The organism is Curtobacterium sp. AB451 (genome assembly GCF_050585845.1).
In the GTDB taxonomy this organism is placed as follows: domain Bacteria; phylum Actinomycetota; class Actinomycetes; order Actinomycetales; family Microbacteriaceae; genus Curtobacterium.
In genome coordinates this window covers 541,037-556,819 of the sequence record NZ_JBOBQG010000002.1, presented here as the reverse complement: position 1 = coordinate 556,819, position 15,783 = coordinate 541,037, and the positions used below count along the sequence as shown (strand labels likewise).

Genomic DNA, 15,783 nt, shown 5'->3' with positions numbered 1-15,783 from the left:
CGGCGCAGGGTGGTCGGCATGAACGGCTACGGCGGCGATCAGATCCGGGCGGCGGAGCGGCCGCACCTCGACGCGGGTGAACCCCTCATGCAGCGTGCGGCGGACGGGCTGGCCCGGATCGTCGGGGACCTGCTCGACGACCCGGCCGTGCGTCCGGGAGACGGCCCGGGGTCGGTCCTGCTGCTGGTGGGCAGCGGCGACAACGGCGGTGACGCCCTGTTCGCGGGTGCACGCCTGGCGGCGGACGGGAGGCGCGTCACCGTCCTGCGCGTCGGCTCGCGGGTCCACGCGGCCGGCCTGGCAGCGGCGCTGGACGCCGGCGCCCGGCTCGTGGACGACCCGTCGGGTGCGCCGGGGCAGGCCCGCCCGGCGGCGGACGTGCTCGCCGCCGTCGCCCGCTGGGGCGACCGTGGTCCGGCGGCGGTCGCGACCGACGCCGCGCTCGACGCCGACCTGGTGCTCGACGGGATCCTGGGGATCGGCGTGCGGGGTGCCGCGGCCCTCCGCTCCCCGGCGCGCGAGGTCGTGGCGGCGGTCCGGCAGCTCGCACGGGACCAGCGCGCACCGTTCGTGGTCGCCGTCGACGTGCCGAGCGGGATCGACGTCGACACCGGAGCGATCGCGGACGACCACGTGCTGCAGGCGGACGTCACGGTGACGTTCGGCGGGGTGAAGGCCGGGCTCCTCCGCGGACCGGGCGCGACGCTCGCCGGTCGGATCGAGCTGGTCGACGTCGGGATCGGTGCGGACCTGCAGGCCGTGGAGCCGCTGGTCCGCACCTGACGGTTCAGACCCCGCCGGCGTCCACGCCGTGCTCGACGTCGGGACGCGCCTCGAGCCAGGTGTCGACGAAGTGCCGGTAGTTCGCGGCGATGAGCCCCTCGGCCGCCTCGGTGTCGAGGTGCTCGCGGACGACGTCGTCGAGCGGTTCCTCCCAGTTGCTGCGACCGATCGCGAACCCGACGAACCCGTCCACCGGCGCGGCGGTCCGCAGCCAATGGTCGAGCTGCTCCGCGGGGGCGTCCCGACCGAGGACGATGCACTGCACCCGGTCGCGGCCGTCCCGACGGACGGTCCGGACGACGCGCTCGGCGTCCGCGCGCGTGTCGAGGCCCTCGAGCTTCCACACGTCCGCCTCGACGCCGTGGTCCTGCAGGTACTCGACGACCTGGACGACGAGGTCCGGGCGGAGGTCGCGGTCGTAGTCCTCGACCGACGCCCGCTGCTCGTCGGTGGCCGGTACGAGCAGCTCGACCAGGAAGGGCCGCCCCGCGTCGTGCAGCGTCGCGGCGACCCGGGCGAGGTCGGACGCCTGCCGCTCCCGGCGGTCCGCGTCGAAGTCGGGGTTGTCCCGGACGAGCACCTTCACCCAGTCCGGGTCGAACGCGTCCACGTGGGCGGTCCAGTCGTCGCCGTACTCGAGTTCGAACCACTCGCGGCCCGACCGCTCGATCGGCATCGCGAGCTGGAGGCCGGCCTCCTTGGCGAGCCGGGCGACGTCGGCGCCGTAGCGCTCGTCGACGAGGACGCCGGTGCGGTCACGGGCGGCCCCGGCGGCGAGCGCCGTGAGGACGCCGCGGTACACGAGCTGCTTGCCGGCGCACACGCGCTCGGCCTCTGGTTCGTCCCGCGGCTCCCCGCCGGACTCGTCGTAGGTGTGCTCGAGGAGCGAGGACCGCTGGTCCATCGCGAAGAGGAACAGGGGGTGTGATTCGTCGAGGACGGGCATGTCCTCCGGTCTACTCGCCACCCCGGGCACGATGTCCCGGGCATCCGTACATTCGGGGCATGACGTTCAACGACGACTCCAAGCTGCAGGGCGGCAAGGTCACGCGGCGCGGGCGCGGCGCTGCGATCGGCGGTGGAGCGGTCGGTGTCGGCGCCATCGTCGTGTTCCTCATCGCACAGTTCACCGGCGTCGACCTGACGGGGTTCATCGACGGGGGCGGTGGGACGACGCAGATCCAGCAGGAGGGCGGGACCGTCGACGCGGCCGCCGAGTGCCGGACCGGTCGTGACGCGAACCTGCAGATCGAGTGCCGCATGGAGGGTGCCGCCGAGTCGCTCGACGGCTACTGGACGGCCGAGTCGCGGAAGCTCGGCATCTCCTACACGACCCCCGGGTTCGTCCTGTTCGACGGGTCGACGAGCACCGGGTGCGGGCAGGCGTCGGCGTCGACCGGTCCGTTCTACTGCCCGCCGGACCGGGCGATCTACCTCGACACCGCCTTCTACGACGACCTGCAGTCGACGTACGGCTCGTCCGGTGGTCCGCTCGCCCAGATGTACGTCGTCGCGCACGAGTGGGGCCACCACGTCCAGCAGCTCCAGGGCACCTTCGCGAACACCGACCGCTCCGGGACCGGGGCGTCGTCCGGCAGCGTCCGCGTCGAACTGCAGGCGGACTGCTACGCGGGTGCGTGGGTCGGCGACGCCGCGACCACGAAGGACGCGGACGGCCGGACCTTCTTCGAACCGATCACCCGGAGCCAGGTCGAGGACGCCCTGTCCGCCGCGAGTGCCGTCGGCGACGACAGCATCCAGGAACGGTCGAGCGGCCGGGTGGACCCGGACTCGTTCACGCACGGGTCGAGCGAGCAGCGGCAGAACTGGTTCCTGCGCGGCTACCAGCGCGGCGCCACGGCGTGCGACACGTTCAGCGTGCCGGGTTCGTCCCTGTAGGCCGGGCCGGACCCGCTCAGTTCGACGGGGTGGCGCTCGGCGTCCGGGACGCGGTCGGGGTGGCGCTCGGCGTCGGCGTCGGGGTCGGCGTCGCGTCGGTCGCGCCGGCCGCCGTCACCACGAACGTCCGGAAGTCGTCGTTCGTGATCGGTGACGTGAGCTCGTAGCGCTGCCCGTTCACGAGCACGAGGGGCGTGCCCGGGAACTCCTGGAGCGACGAGCCGGGGATGTCGCCGCTCGTCACCGCGGTGGTCCGTTCGTCGATCCACTTGCTGTACGTCTGGTCCGCGATGCACTTCGTGATCGCGGAGCGCTTCTGCACGCCGTCGACACCCGTGACGACCTTGGTCAGCTGCGCGTCGGTGAGGCCGGCGGTGCCCTCCTCCGGCTGCTTCGCGAACAGCGCCTGGTTGACGGCGAAGAACTGGTCCGGCGAGTTGTCGGCGACGCAGGCGGCGGCGTTGGCGGCACGGAGCGAGTACTTCGTGCCCTGCGACCGGTTCGACAGGATCGCGATCGGGTGGATGTCGACGGTCGCGGCCCCGGAGTCGACGAGGTTCTGGATGTACTCGCCGTTCGCGTCCTCGAACTGGCCGCAGATCGGGCAGAGGTAGTCGATGTACATCGTGATGCGCACGGAACCGGCGGCGTCGGTCGAGGTCGGGGCGGGCGACCCGGACGTCGGCGTGACCGCCTTGAGGTCCTGCCCGATGGTGATGCCGCCCTGCGACGTGTTCGCCGGGCCGGGGCCGGCAGGCTGCACCGAGTCGACGAGCACGAGGGTCACGACCGTCGCGGCGGCGAGCAGGACGGCACCGATGCCGATCTGCAGGCCGAGTCGGAGTCCGCGCTGGCGGCGCTTCTGCTGGGTACGGGCACGCTGGGCGCGCTGTCGGGCGGCTTCGCGTCGTTCGTTCCGCGCGGCGCGGGCGTCACCCTCGGGGCGGTTGGTCATGCGTCGAGTGTCCTCACGTTGATCGTCGTCCGGACGGCCTCCCCCGCGGGCCGGACGGACCCGCCGATCGTACCGGGGCCCGGTGGGAACCACCCAACCAGGTGTGAACGCTGGCGTTCCCGGGAGAGATCGTGTTGTATGAACCTCGATGGTCGACGGCGACCATCCGGGGCCCCCACGGGCAACCGCTTCACTCGGATCGTCCGGCACGTACCTGCCGGTGAAGGAAGGACCGAACGCTCATGGCGTCCGTCACCTATGACAAGGCAACCCGTCTCTACCCCGGAGGCAACCGTCCCGCGGTCGACTCCCTCGACCTGGACGTCGCCGACGGCGAGTTCCTCGTCCTCGTCGGCCCCTCGGGCTGCGGCAAGTCCACCTCCCTGCGCATGCTCGCCGGCCTCGAAGAGGTCAACTCCGGCGCGATCCGCATCGGCGACCGCGACGTCACGGACGTCCCGCCGAAGGACCGCGACATCGCGATGGTGTTCCAGAACTACGCGCTGTACCCGCACATGACCGTCGCCGAGAACATGGGCTTCGCGCTCAAGATCGCCGGCGTCGGCAAGGACGAGCGCGCCACCCGCGTGCAGGAAGCCGCCAAGCTCCTCGACCTCGAGCAGTACCTCGGCCGCAAGCCGAAGGCGCTCTCCGGTGGTCAGCGTCAGCGCGTCGCGATGGGCCGCGCGATCGTCCGTCAGCCGCAGGTGTTCCTCATGGACGAGCCGCTGTCGAACCTCGACGCCAAGCTCCGCGTCCAGACGCGCACCCAGATCGCCTCGCTGCAGCGTCGTCTCGGTGTCACCACGGTCTACGTCACGCACGACCAGACCGAGGCCCTCACCATGGGTGACCGCATCGCGGTGCTCAAGGACGGCATCCTGCAGCAGGTCGGCTCGCCGCGCGACCTCTACGAGAAGCCGAACAACGTGTTCGTCGCCGGCTTCATCGGCTCGCCGGCCATGAACCTCCTGCCGGCCGACGTGGTCGAGGGCGGCATCAAGTTCGGCACGCTCAACCACCCGATCGACCGCGACACGCTCTCGAACGCGCGTTCCGGTCAGATCACCGTCGGCATCCGCCCCGAGGACGTCGTCGTGGCGCAGTCGGGCGAGGGCCTGCCGGTCACGGTCGACGTGGTCGAGGAGCTCGGCGCCGACGGCTACCTCTACGGTCACGCCGACGTCAACGGGTCGCGCGTCGACATCGTCGCCCGCGTCGACGGGCGTTCGCACCCGTCGATCGGTGACACGATCGTCGTCACGCCGAAGCAGGGCCACGTGCACGCATTCGACACCGAGTCGGGCGAACGCCTCGACGACAAGGCCGTCGTCAGCGCGTAACGCTGGAAGGTCCCAACAGGAGGCGCGGTGCCAGCTGGCACCGCGCCTCCCGTCCGTCGCACACGTACCAGAGGAACCAACCGTGCCCGACTCGATGTCCATCACCGCCGCCACCGTCGACCCCGGACTCCTCGACCTGCCGTGGGACCTCCCGCTGGCCGACTGGCCGGACTCCACGATCGTCGCGCTCCCGAAGGGCATCTCCCGGCACCTCGTCCGGTTCGTGCAGCTCGGCGGGTACGTCGTCGCCGTGAAGGAGACCGGTGAAGAGGTGGCGCGCTCGGAGTACGAGATGCTCCGCACGCTGCAGCGCATGGACGTGCCGTGCGTCGACCCCGTCGCGGTGATCACGAACCGGGTCAGCGCCGACGGCGAGGCCCTGCACCCCGTCCTCGTCACCCGGCACCTGCGCTTCTCGCTGCCGTACCGCGCCCTGTACTCGCAGACGCTCCGACCCGAGACCGCCACCCGCCTGGTCGACGCCCTCGCGCTCCTGCTCGTCCGGCTGCACGTCATCGGCTTCTACTGGGGCGACGTCTCGCTCTCGAACACGCTGTTCCGGCGCGACGCCGGAGCCTTCGCCGCGTACCTCGTGGACGCCGAGACCGGCAAGCTCTACCCCGGCGGCCTGTCGAACGGGCAGCGGGAGAACGACCTCGAGGTCGCGCGCGTGAACATCGCCGGCGAGCTCCTCGACCTCGAGGCCGGCGGCCGCCTCGACGAGAACGCCGACGCCGTGGACGTCTCGAACCGGATCGTCGCGCAGTACCGGACGCTCTGGAAGGAACTCACCGGCACCGAGCAGTTCGACGTCCGGGAGCGCTGGCGCATCAACGACCGGGTCGAACGCCTCAACGCGCTCGGCTTCGACATCGAGGAGCTGTCGATCCACACGACCGAGGGTGGATCGCAGGTCCGCATCCAGCCCAAGGTCGTCGACGCCGGCCACCACCAGCGACGGCTGCTTCGTCTGACCGGCCTCGACGCCGGCGAGAACCAGGCGCGACGGCTCCTCAACGACCTCGACTCGTACCGGGCGCGCAACGGCCGCGACCTCCTCGACGAGGAGATGGTGGCGCACGAGTGGGTCTCGCGGGTGTTCGAGCCGGTGATCCGCTCGATCCCGCGCGACCTGCGCGGGCGGCTCGAGCCGGCCGAGGTGTTCCACGAACTGCTCGAGCACCGCTGGTTCATGTCCCAGGAAGAGGAGCGGTCGGTGTCGCTCCCCGAGGCCACGACCGCGTACATCAACGACGTGCTCCGGCACCGCCGCGACGAGCGGCTGCTCATCAACCCGCCGACGTCCTCGATGACGCTGCCGATCCCGGTCGTCGACGACGCGGCGGAGTCCGAGGACGTCGAGGACTGGCGCGCCGGCGTCTGACGCGCGCCCGCTCCTCGCGCCGCGCAGACGCGGAAGGCCCGCTCGCGATTCCGCGAGCGGGCCTTCTCTGTCACGTTCGTGCGACCCGAGCGGCAGATCCTGCCCGACGGACGTCGCGCAGACGGCGTGTCCTGCACGCTCGCCGGACGATCGCGGGGCGTCGGACGTGCGCGGCTACTCGGCGCGACGGCGCCGGGCGACCTCCCACAGGGTGACACTCGCGGCGATGCCCGCGTTGAGGGACTCCGTCGCGCTCGAGATCGGGATCGAGACGATCGCGTCGCAGGTCTCGGTGACCAGGCGCGACAGCCCCTTGCCCTCGGACCCGACGACGATCACGATCGGTCGGTCGGCGAGCGCGAGGCCGTCGAGTTCCACGTCACCGTCGCCGTCGAGGCCGAGCACGAACAGGCCCATCGACTTGAGCGACTTGAGCGTCTGCGTGAGGTTCGGGGCCATCGCCACGGGCGTGCGGGCGGCGGCACCGGCGCTGGTCTTCCACGCCGACGCGGTCACGCCGACGGACCGGCGCTGCGGAACGACGACACCGTGGCCGCCGAACGCCGCGGTGGAGCGGATGATCGCGCCGAGGTTGCGCGGGTCGGTGATGCCGTCGAGGGCGACGAGCAGCGGGACCTCGTCCTTCGCGAACGCCCGCTCGACGACGTCCTCGGCCACGGCGTACTCGTACGCGGGGACCTTGAGCGCGACGCCCTGGTGCACGCTGTCGTGCCCGGTGATGCGGTCGAGCTCCGGACGCATGATCTCCATGATCGGGACGCCGCGGTGGTTGGCGAGCGCGAGGATCTCCTTGACGCGGTCGTCCACCTCGATGCGGGCGGCGATGTAGAGCGTCGTCGAGGGGGTCTTCGTGCGCAGGGCCTCGAGCACCGAGTTGCGGCCGGTGACCAGCTCGGAGTCGTCGGTCTTGCGCTGCGGCGGGCGGCCGGAGCGCTGCTGCTGCGAGCTCGACGCGCCGTGGCGCCCACGGGCTGCCTCGAAGCGCTCCTTCGCGGCCTTGCGCTTGCCGGCGGGGTGGTACGGACGGTCCTCGGCCTTCGGGGTCGGCTTGCGACCCTCGAGCGCCTGTGCGCCCTGGCCGCCGGAGCCGACCTGCTTGTTGCCCTTGCGGCCTGAGCGGACGGCGCCCGGCCGTCCCTTCTTGCTGCCCGAGACGTTCTTCATTGCTCTCTCCTGTCCGGCACTGCCGTTGTCAGGCGATGCTCCAGCGTGTACCTGCTGCGGTGTCTTCGATCGTGATGCCCGCGGATGCGAGGTCGTCGCGCACGCGGTCGGCCGTGGCGAAGTCGCGTGCCGCCCTGGCGTCGGCGCGCTCCTGCACGAGGCGTTCGACGAGTGCTGCGAGCGGTGCGGCCGATGCGTCGTGGCCGCCGCCCGACCAGTGGGCGGCTCGCGGGTCGATGCCGAGCACTTCCACCATCGCAGCCACCTGATGGTACGCGGTTCCGAGCGCTTCCGCATCGTCCGCGTCCAGGGCGGCGTTCCCGGCGCGCACGGTCTCGTGCAGCACGGCGAGGGCCTGTGGCACCGAGAGGTCGTCGTCCATCGCCGCAGCGAAGGCATCGGGCACACCCGGGGCGACGGCCAGGTGGACGCCCTCGAGCCGTGCGGCGGCCCGTGCCAGGAAGCCGTCGATGCGGTCGAGCGCCGCCTCGGCCTCGGCCAGGGAGCCGTCGTGGTGGTCGATCGACGAGCGGTAGTGCGCGGCGCCGAGGAAGTACCGGACGACCACGGGCCGAGCGGACCCGAGGAAGTCGGCGGCGAAGATCGAGTTGCCGAGCGACTTCGACATCTTCTGCCCCTCGACGGTCACGAGCCCGTTGTGCAGCCAGTAGGACGCGAACGCGTCCCCCGCAGCCGTGGACTGCGCGAGCTCGTTCTCGTGGTGCGGGAAGCGCAGGTCGAGACCACCGCCGTGGATGTCGAACGCCGGGCCGAGGTACCGGCGGGACATCGCCGAGCACTCGATGTGCCACCCCGGTCGGCCGGGTCCCCAGGGCGAGTCCCAGTTCGCGGTCGACGGCTCACCCGGCTTGGCGCCCTTCCAGAGCGCGAAGTCCCGGGGGTCGCGCTTGCCGCGGGGGTCGGCGTCGGCGGCCTCGACCATGTCCTCGCGGCGCTGCCGGGTGAGCGCACCGTAGGACGCCCAGCTGCCGGTGTCGAAGTAGACGTCGCCCGAGCCGTCGGCGGCGGCGTAGGCGTGCCCGCGGTCGATGAGCCTGGCGATGATGTCGTGCATCTGCGGCACGCTCGCGGTCGCCCGCGGCTCGTACGTCGGGGGCAGGATGCCGAGCGCGTTGTACGCGGCCGTGAACTCGAGCTCGACGCGGTAGGCCCGCGCGAACCACGGCTCGTCGGTGCCGGCGGCCAGGTCGAGCACCTTGTCGTCGATGTCCGTGACGTTCCGCACGAGCGTGACGTGCAGGCCGCGGTGGGTGAGCCAGCGGCGCCAGATGTCGTACACGAGGGCGGAACGGAGGTGCCCGATGTGCGGCGACGACTGCACGGTCGGACCGCACACGTACATGCTCACCTGTCCGTCGACCAGCGGGACGAGGTCGACGACGGCAGCGGCGCGGGAGTCGTAGAGGCGAACGGTCACGCCCCCAAGCCTAGGACGTCAGGCCGCCCGGACGACGGACGTCATGCCGCCCGACGACGGACGTCATGCCGCCCGGACGACGGCCGTCGCGATCGCGGCGAGCCCCTCGCCGCGCCCGGTGAAGCCGAGACCGTCGGTCGTGGTGCCGGAGACCGCGACCGGGGCTCCGACGACGGCCCCGAGGGCGTCCTGCATCTCGGTGCGTCGGGCGCCGATGCGCGGGCGGTTCCCGATGACCTGCACGGTGACCGACACGGGGACGAGTCCGGCGGACGCCAGCATCGCGACCGCGCCCCGGACGAAGACGTCACCGGACGCACCGGCGTAGGCGGGGTCCGACGTGCCGAACGTTCCGCCGATGTCGCCGAGTCCGCCCGCCGAGAGCAGGGCGTCGCAGACCGCGTGCGCGACCGCGTCCCCGTCGCTGTGGCCGGAGAGCCCGGGCTCGCCGGGGAAGTCGAGCAGCCCCACCCGGCACGGTGAGGCGTCGTCGAACGCGTGCACGTCCACCCCGAGGCCGACCCGGGTGTGCACGGGCGCACTGCTGCGGGCGCGGACGATCGACTCGGCGCGGCCGAGGTCCCACGCCGTGGTGATCTTGAAGGCGTCGGCGTCGCCCGGGACGGACCGCACCGTGCCACCGGCGGCCTGGAACACCCCGGCGTCGTCGGTCTCGGCGCGCTCGGACACCGCGTACGCCCGCCGGAGCGCTCCGAGCGGGAAGCCCTGCGGGGTCTGCACCCCGACGAGCGCCGCGCGGTCGACCGTCTCGACGACGACGTCCCCCTCGACGCGCTTGACGGTGTCCGTGACGGGCAGCGCGGGGACGAACCCGGCACCGGCACCGGCAGCGAGCGATCCGGCCACCGCGTCGAAGACCCGCTCGAACTGGGCGGCCGGCGTCAGGCACCGCGCCGCGTCGTGCACCAGCACCGCGGTGACGGTGTCCGGCAGCACGGCCAGGCCGGCCTCGACCGAGGCATGGCGATCCGCGCCTCCGGGGACGACGGCCGTGTACGCGACCGCAGCCCCGGCGACGGACGCGACCAGCTGTCGGCAGTCGTCGAGGAGCGCCGCCGGCGCGACCACCACGACGAGCGTCGGCGACGGCAGGGCGAACAGCGGCTCGAGCGCCCGCGCGAGCATCAGCGTGCCGGCGACCGGCACGAACGCCTTGGCCGTCCCGATGCCGAGCCGGGTGCCGGAACCGGCCGCAACGACGACGACCGCCCTGTCCACCCCGGAGGGGAACAGAACGGTCGGGGTCGTGTTCAGTGGTTCGGTGCGCTCAGGAGGCGAGGACCTCGTCGAGGACGGTCGATGCCTTGTCCTCGTCGGTCTTCTCGGCCAGCGCCAGCTCGGAGATGAGGATCTGGCGCGCCTTGGCCAGCATCCGCTTCTCACCCGCGGACAGGCCACGGTCCTGGTCGCGACGCCAGAGGTCGCGGACGACCTCGGACACCTTGATGACGTCGCCGGAAGCGAGCTTCTCGAGGTTCGCCTTGTACCGGCGCGACCAGTTGGTGGGCTCTTCGGTGAAGGGGGCACGCAGGACCTCGAACACCTTGTCGAGGCCTTCCTTGCCGATCACGTCACGGACCCCGACCAGGTCGACGTTGTCCGCCGGGACCTCGATCGTCAGGTCACCTTGGGTGACCCGCAACTTCAGGTAGACCTTTTCCTCACCCTTGATGACGCGCGTCTTGACTTCAGAGATGGTTGCCGCCCCGTGATGGGGGTAGACGACGGTCTCGCCGACCTCGAATTGCATGTATCAGGCTCCGTTCCGAGACACCCAGTTTACCACAAGCGTTGTTCGGGTAATGGGCTCGTGACACCTGGCACCCGCGCTCATCGGTAGGATGGATCCGGACCGTCCGGTCCACATCGTGATCTTCCGGAGGAATCTCTTGCGAGCTCGGGTACTCGTGTCCGTCGCCGTTGCGGCAACCATCGCGCTCGGCGCCACCGGCTGCGAGTTCATGTCGCCCGCACAGACGGCCGAGATCAAGCAGATCACCGACGGCGTCAACGTCACCACGGGCAAGGTCGACATCCGCAACGCCCTCCTCATCGCCGACGACTCCGAGGGCGCCCGCTTCGTCGGCACGCTCGTGAACAACGGTGGCGAGGTGACGCTCTCGATCGAGGTCGGGGGCGACACCCAGACCGTGACCGTCCCGGCGAACACGCACATCGACCTCGGCGGTGCCGCCGAGCCCTCCGAGCAGGCCACCACGTCGACCCAGAACGACAACGGCACCACGCAGGGCACCGCCGCCGGCGAATCGCGCGAGGTCGTCTTCGACGACGCCGACACCAAGCCGGGCTCCCTCGTCAAGGTCTACTTCTCGTACTCGGGCGCCGAGGGCGTCTCGGCGAGCGTCCCGGTGCTGACGAGCCAGCAGGAGGAGTACGCGACCCTCGCGCCGACCTCCTCGCCGGAGCCGACCAGCGAGATTACCCTGCCGGTCGAGACGCCCGAGGCCACGCCGTCGGACGACGCCACCGGCAAGTAGGCACCCGCCGCACGCACTGGAGGCGCGGTGCCGGTCCCTGGGACCGGCACCGCGCCTCCAGTGCGTCAGCCGACGCGACGCGTCGCGTCAGCCCTCGATGCGGTAGCCGAGCCCGCGGACCGTCACCAGGATCTCCGGGGCGCTCGGGACGCGCTCGATCTTCGACCGGATGCGCTTGATGTGCACGTCGAGCGTCTTGGTGTCGCCGAAGTAGTCCGACCCCCATACCCGGTCGATGAGCTGCCCACGGGTGAGCACGCGCCCGGCGTTCCGGAGGAGCAGTTCGAGGAGCTCGAACTCCTTGAGCGGCATCGGCGTCTCCGAGCCGTCCACCGCCACGGTGTGCCGTTCGACGTCCATCCGGATGCCCCCGACCTGCAGGATGCCACTGTCCGCCGGGTCGTCCTCGGTGCGGCGCCGCAGCACGGCACGGATGCGGGCGAGGAGCTCGCGGGTCGAGTACGGCTTCGTCACGTAGTCGTCGGCGCCGAGCTCCAGCCCGACGACGATGTCCACCTCGGAGTCCTTCGCGGTGAGCATGATGATCGGGATGTTCGACCGGGTCCGGATCTGGCGGCAGACCTCGGTGCCGGACAGCCCCGGCAGCATCAGGTCGAGCAGCACCAGGTCGGGGTTCTCCGCGTCGAACTTCGACAGCGCGGTCACGCCGTCCGCAGCGACGGAGGTGTCGTACCCCTCGCGCTGCAGCAGGAACTCCAGGGGCTCGCTCAGGGCCGGCTCGTCGTCGACGATGAGGATCTTGGTCACGATGGCTGCTCTTCCAGTTGCTCTTCGAGTGCTGTGGTCAGTTCGGGGTCCGCCTCGGGGAGGCGGATGGTGAAGGTCGAGCCCTTGCCGGGCTGCGACCAGACGCGCACGTCCCCGCCGTGGTTGCCGACGACGTGCTTCACGATGGCGAGGCCGAGCCCTGTGCCGCCCGTGGCACGGGAGCGGGCGGGGTCGACCCGGTAGAAGCGTTCGAACACCCGGTCGAGGTCCGCCTCGGGGATGCCGACGCCCTGGTCGGTGACCGCGATCTCGACGAACCCCTTGGTCGACCGGACGCCGACGCCGACGCGGGTGTGGTCCGGCGAGTACTTGACCGCGTTGGCGATGAGGTTCGACACCGCGATCTGCAGCAGGGCGGGGTCGCCCATCACGCGCAGCTTCGACTTCTTCGCCCGGACGAGTTCGATGTCCCGTGCGCGGGCGACGATCTCGTTCGCGTCGACCGCGGCCTGCACGATGCGGTCGATCGACGTCTCCTCGCTGTTCTCGAGCGTGTCGACGGACTGCAGGCGGGACAGCTCGATGATGTCCTTCGTGAGGGCGGCCAGCCGTTCCGACTCGGTGACGAGCTGCGCGGCGAACTTCCGGACGTGCTGCGGTTCGTCGGCCGCGGCGACGAGGGTCTCGGAGAGCAGGCCGATCGCACCGATCGGGGTCTTCAGCTCGTGCGAGATGTTCGCGACGAAGTCCCGCCGGACCTCGTCGATGCGCCGGGTCTCGGTGAGGTCGTCGGCGGTGACGAGCACGTAGCGGTTGCCGAGCTGCGCCGCGCGGAAGCTGAGGTAGCCGATCTGGTCGCTGTTCCGACGCGGGAGCTCGAGGTCCTCGGCGCTCATCTCACCGCTCCGGCGCACCCGGTCGACGAGGTCGACGAGTTCCCGGTGCACGAGCTTGCGCCGCACGACCAGCCCGACCGTGAGCGCCTGCGGCGACGCCGCGACGACCGTGTTCGAGGGGTCGACCACCACGGCCGGGTTGTGCATCGTGGCGATGACCGCGGCGACGCCGTCGGGCAGGGTGCGTTCCGCCACGTCGGCAGCACGAGCCGTGCGCTCGGCGGTGATGATCAGCACCACGACGCCCGCTCCGAAGACCCCGCCGAGGAGCATCGACAGTGGCACCAGCCACGCGTTGTCCATGCCGTCAGTGTAGGGATGGTCACACGCGGTTCCGACCCCGTTCACCCGCGTCCGGCGTGGTTCCCGGTCCGGATCGCGAAGCGTTCAGCCGGACGTCACCGTTCGTTCACCTGACCTGACGACACTCGACCGGTACGCAGAGAGAGGTACTCCCCCATGCGCGAAGTCTTCCAGCAGGAACTCCAGGACGTCCAGGAGCGACTGACCGAGATCGCCGGGCTCGTCGAGTCCGCCATCACCCGAGCCACGCAGTCGTTCAGCGAGTCCGACGTGGCCCTCGCCGAGGAGGTGATCGCCGACGACGCCAAGATCGACGAGGCGGCGAACAGCCTCGACGAGATCGCGATCGACATCCTCGCCCGTCAGGCCCCCGTCGCCCGTGACCTGCGCGTCGTCGTCACCGCCCTGCGCGTCAGCTCGTCGCTCGAGCGCATGGGCGACATGGCCGAGCACATCGCCCAGCTCACCCGCCAGCGCTTCCCCGAGAAGGTCGTCCCGAAGGGCCTCCGCGGCACCTTCAAGAAGATGGGCCAGCTCGACGTCGCGATGGCGCAGAAGCTCACGCGCCTGCTCGCCACCGAGGACATCGCCCTCGCCGGGGAGATCCGCGACGAGGACGACGCCATCGACGAGCTGCACGCGAGCGTGTTCGACTTCGTGCTCGGCGAGACCTGGAAGGGCGCGCCGATCGACACGGTCGACGCCACCCTCGCCTCGCGCTACCACGAGCGGTTCGCCGACCACGCGGTGTCCATCGCCAAGAAGGTCGAGTACCTGGCGACGGGTGACTGGGCCGGCGCGTCCTCGGTGACGGTGTCGCCCGCCTGACCCGACGCTGCGGCGTCACCGAGCCGGACGGACCACACGGTCCGCCCGGCTCGCTGCGTTCTGCCCACTCGCCGCGTTCCGCCGGCTCGATGCGTTCCGCTCGCTCGCTGCGTTCTGCTCGCTCGCTGCGTTCTGCGAGGATCGAGGCATGGCACAGGTCGCGATCGTCGTCAACGGGATGCCCGGTTCGGGCAAGAGCACGATCGGGGCGGCGCTGGCCGAGGTGCTCGGCTGCCCGTTCCTGTCGAAGGACCGGATCAAGGAGCCCCTCGCCGACCTCGTCGGCCCGATGATCGCCTCGCGTCCGCTCGGCGGCATCGCGATGGACACGATGTGGTCGATGGCGGACGCGGTCGAGAACGGGGTCGTCCTCGACGCCGTCTGGCTGCCTTCGCGCGACCGTGCCCTCCTGGAGGCGCGGCTCGCCTCCGCCGGGTCACCGCGCGCCGTCGAGGTGTGGTGCGACACCGACCGCGCCACCGCCGAGGAGCGGCTGCGGGACCGCTACGACCCGGGCACCGTGCCGGTGCGCCACGAGGTGCACGGTGACCTCGCCGGCGTGCTCGCGTTCTGGGACGAGCACGCCGCCACGGCCGGTCCGGTCGGGCTGCCCGGCGTCCCCGTGGTCCGCGTGGACACGACGAAGCCGTACGACGTCGGCGCACTGGTGCAGGAGATCGCGTCGCACTTCGTGTGAGCGGACGAGACGACGAACGCCCCGCCTGGTGACCAGGCGGGGCGTTCGGACGCACTGCTACTTCTTGGCGCCCTGGGCGGCCACGGCCGCAGCACCCGCCGCGGCGGCCTCGGGGTCGAGGTAGTACGCCGGCTTCGTCGGACGGAAGTCGTCGTCGAGCTCGTACACGAGCGGGATGCCCGTCGGGATGTTGAGGCCCGCGATGTCCTCGTCGGAGATGCCGTCGAGGTGCTTCACGAGCGCGCGGAGCGAGTTGCCGTGCGCCGTGACGAGGACGGTGCCGCCGTCGGCGAGGTCCTTCGTGATGTCCGACTCCCAGTAGGGCAGCAGGCGCTCGATCACGAGCTTCAGCGACTCGGTGCGGGGCAGCTGGTCGCCGAGGTCGGCGTAGCGGCGGTCGCCGAACTGCGACCACTCGGCGTCGTCGGCGATGGGGGGCGGCGGCACGTCGAACGAGCGGCGCCACTCCATGAACTGCTGCTCGCCGTACTGCTCGAGCGTCTGGGCCTTGTCCTTGCCCTGCAGGTCGCCGTAGTGGCGCTCGTTGAGGCGCCAGTCGCGCTTCACGGGCAGCCACGCCAGGTCGGCCTGGAGCAGCGCGATGTCCGCCGTCTGGATCGCACGGGTGAGGAGCGAGGTGTACAGGACGTCGGGGACGATGCCGGACTCGGCGATGAGGTCGCCGGCGCGCTTCGCCTCCTTCTCGCCCAGCTCGCTGAGCCGGACGTCGACCCAACCGGTGAACAGGTTCTTCTGGTTCCAGTCACTGTTGCCGTGACGGAGCAGGACGAGCGTGGAGGTCATGCCCCGAGTCTACCGAGCGC

At 71.2% G+C, this 15,783-nt stretch carries 16 protein-coding genes; 7 read left to right on the top strand and 9 right to left on the bottom strand.

The annotated features are described in order from the left end of the window. The first annotated feature begins 18 nt into the window (after nucleotides 1–18). Nucleotides 19–783 carry an NAD(P)H-hydrate epimerase gene (locus ACQXVK_RS06510; protein WP_430853062.1) on the top strand — a complete coding sequence of 255 codons (765 nt, stop codon included), beginning with the start codon at nucleotides 19–21 and terminating at the stop codon, nucleotides 781–783. A 4-nt stretch (nucleotides 784–787) separates the two neighbouring features. Here the strand turns inward: ACQXVK_RS06510 and ACQXVK_RS06505 are convergent, their stop codons facing one another. Continuing rightward, nucleotides 788–1,729, bottom strand: a complete 942-nt coding sequence (locus tag ACQXVK_RS06505; protein ID WP_430853061.1) for a 2-deoxy-5-keto-D-gluconate 6-phosphate aldolase domain-containing protein — start codon at nucleotides 1,727–1,729, stop codon at nucleotides 788–790. A 59-nt stretch (nucleotides 1,730–1,788) separates the two neighbouring features. On the opposite strand from ACQXVK_RS06505, the gene ypfJ reads away from it, so the two are divergent. After that, the gene (gene ypfJ, locus ACQXVK_RS06500) at nucleotides 1,789–2,682 is read left to right on the top strand and encodes a KPN_02809 family neutral zinc metallopeptidase (RefSeq protein WP_430853060.1); all 894 of its coding nucleotides are present in this window, start codon (nucleotides 1,789–1,791) and stop codon (nucleotides 2,680–2,682) included. Nucleotides 2,683–2,698: 16 nt separating this feature from the next. Here the strand turns inward: ypfJ and ACQXVK_RS06495 are convergent, their stop codons facing one another. Continuing rightward, nucleotides 2,699–3,637, bottom strand: coding sequence for a DsbA family protein (locus ACQXVK_RS06495; protein ID WP_430853059.1), 939 nt, complete (start codon nucleotides 3,635–3,637; stop codon nucleotides 2,699–2,701). Between the two features lie 242 nt (nucleotides 3,638–3,879). Here ACQXVK_RS06495 and ACQXVK_RS06490 point away from each other — a divergent pair, with 242 nt between their 5' ends. Next, nucleotides 3,880–4,980, top strand: coding sequence for an ABC transporter ATP-binding protein (locus tag ACQXVK_RS06490; RefSeq protein WP_022906618.1), 1,101 nt, complete (start codon nucleotides 3,880–3,882; stop codon nucleotides 4,978–4,980). A gap of 82 nt (nucleotides 4,981–5,062) precedes the next feature. Continuing rightward, nucleotides 5,063–6,364, top strand: a complete 1,302-nt coding sequence (locus ACQXVK_RS06485; RefSeq protein WP_402267045.1) for a DUF4032 domain-containing protein — start codon at nucleotides 5,063–5,065, stop codon at nucleotides 6,362–6,364. Between the two features lie 174 nt (nucleotides 6,365–6,538). Here ACQXVK_RS06485 and rlmB read toward each other — a convergent pair whose 3' ends face one another. The 4 genes from rlmB to ACQXVK_RS06465 form a co-directional block, all read right to left on the bottom strand. Then, nucleotides 6,539–7,549 (bottom strand): 23S rRNA (guanosine(2251)-2'-O)-methyltransferase RlmB, encoded by a 1,011-nt coding sequence (rlmB, locus tag ACQXVK_RS06480; RefSeq protein ID WP_022906620.1) that lies wholly within the window; start codon nucleotides 7,547–7,549, stop codon nucleotides 6,539–6,541. A 28-nt stretch (nucleotides 7,550–7,577) separates the two neighbouring features. After that, on the bottom strand, nucleotides 7,578–8,987 hold the full coding sequence (gene cysS, locus ACQXVK_RS06475; RefSeq protein WP_430853058.1) for a cysteine--tRNA ligase: 1,410 nt from the start codon (nucleotides 8,985–8,987) through the stop codon (nucleotides 7,578–7,580). 63 nt (nucleotides 8,988–9,050) lie between these two features. Then, nucleotides 9,051–10,226, bottom strand: coding sequence for a 2-C-methyl-D-erythritol 2,4-cyclodiphosphate synthase (gene ispF / locus ACQXVK_RS06470; protein ID WP_430853057.1), 1,176 nt, complete (start codon nucleotides 10,224–10,226; stop codon nucleotides 9,051–9,053). 49 nt (nucleotides 10,227–10,275) lie between these two features. Continuing rightward, nucleotides 10,276–10,758: a CarD family transcriptional regulator gene (locus ACQXVK_RS06465; protein ID WP_017888066.1), complete on the bottom strand. Its 483-nt coding sequence runs from the start codon at nucleotides 10,756–10,758 to the stop codon at nucleotides 10,276–10,278. Nucleotides 10,759–10,915: 157 nt separating this feature from the next. Between ACQXVK_RS06465 and ACQXVK_RS06460 the strand changes: the two genes are divergently transcribed. Then, nucleotides 10,916–11,506, top strand: a complete 591-nt coding sequence (locus ACQXVK_RS06460) for a hypothetical protein (RefSeq protein ID WP_022906623.1) — start codon at nucleotides 10,916–10,918, stop codon at nucleotides 11,504–11,506. Nucleotides 11,507–11,593: 87 nt separating this feature from the next. Here ACQXVK_RS06460 and ACQXVK_RS06455 read toward each other — a convergent pair whose 3' ends face one another. Then, a complete protein-coding gene (locus ACQXVK_RS06455; protein ID WP_022906624.1) occupies nucleotides 11,594–12,274 on the bottom strand; it encodes a response regulator transcription factor in 681 nt (226 codons plus the stop codon). Further along, nucleotides 12,271–13,434, bottom strand: a complete 1,164-nt coding sequence (locus ACQXVK_RS06450) for a sensor histidine kinase (RefSeq protein ID WP_022906625.1) — start codon at nucleotides 13,432–13,434, stop codon at nucleotides 12,271–12,273. Before ACQXVK_RS06450 ends, ACQXVK_RS06455 begins: the two co-directional genes overlap by 4 nt. A gap of 156 nt (nucleotides 13,435–13,590) precedes the next feature. Between ACQXVK_RS06450 and phoU the strand changes: the two genes are divergently transcribed. Next, entirely contained in the window at nucleotides 13,591–14,262 is a 672-nt protein-coding gene (phoU, locus tag ACQXVK_RS06445; RefSeq protein WP_022906626.1) for a phosphate signaling complex protein PhoU, read from the top strand. A 148-nt stretch (nucleotides 14,263–14,410) separates the two neighbouring features. After that, nucleotides 14,411–14,959, top strand: coding sequence for an AAA family ATPase (locus tag ACQXVK_RS06440; protein ID WP_430853056.1), 549 nt, complete (start codon nucleotides 14,411–14,413; stop codon nucleotides 14,957–14,959). A 57-nt stretch (nucleotides 14,960–15,016) separates the two neighbouring features. On the opposite strand, the gene ACQXVK_RS06435 is transcribed toward ACQXVK_RS06440, so the two are convergent. Continuing rightward, complete coding sequence (locus ACQXVK_RS06435; RefSeq protein ID WP_022906628.1) at nucleotides 15,017–15,763, bottom strand: phosphoglyceromutase; 747 nt, start codon at nucleotides 15,761–15,763, stop codon at nucleotides 15,017–15,019. Nucleotides 15,764–15,783 lie beyond the last annotated feature (20 nt).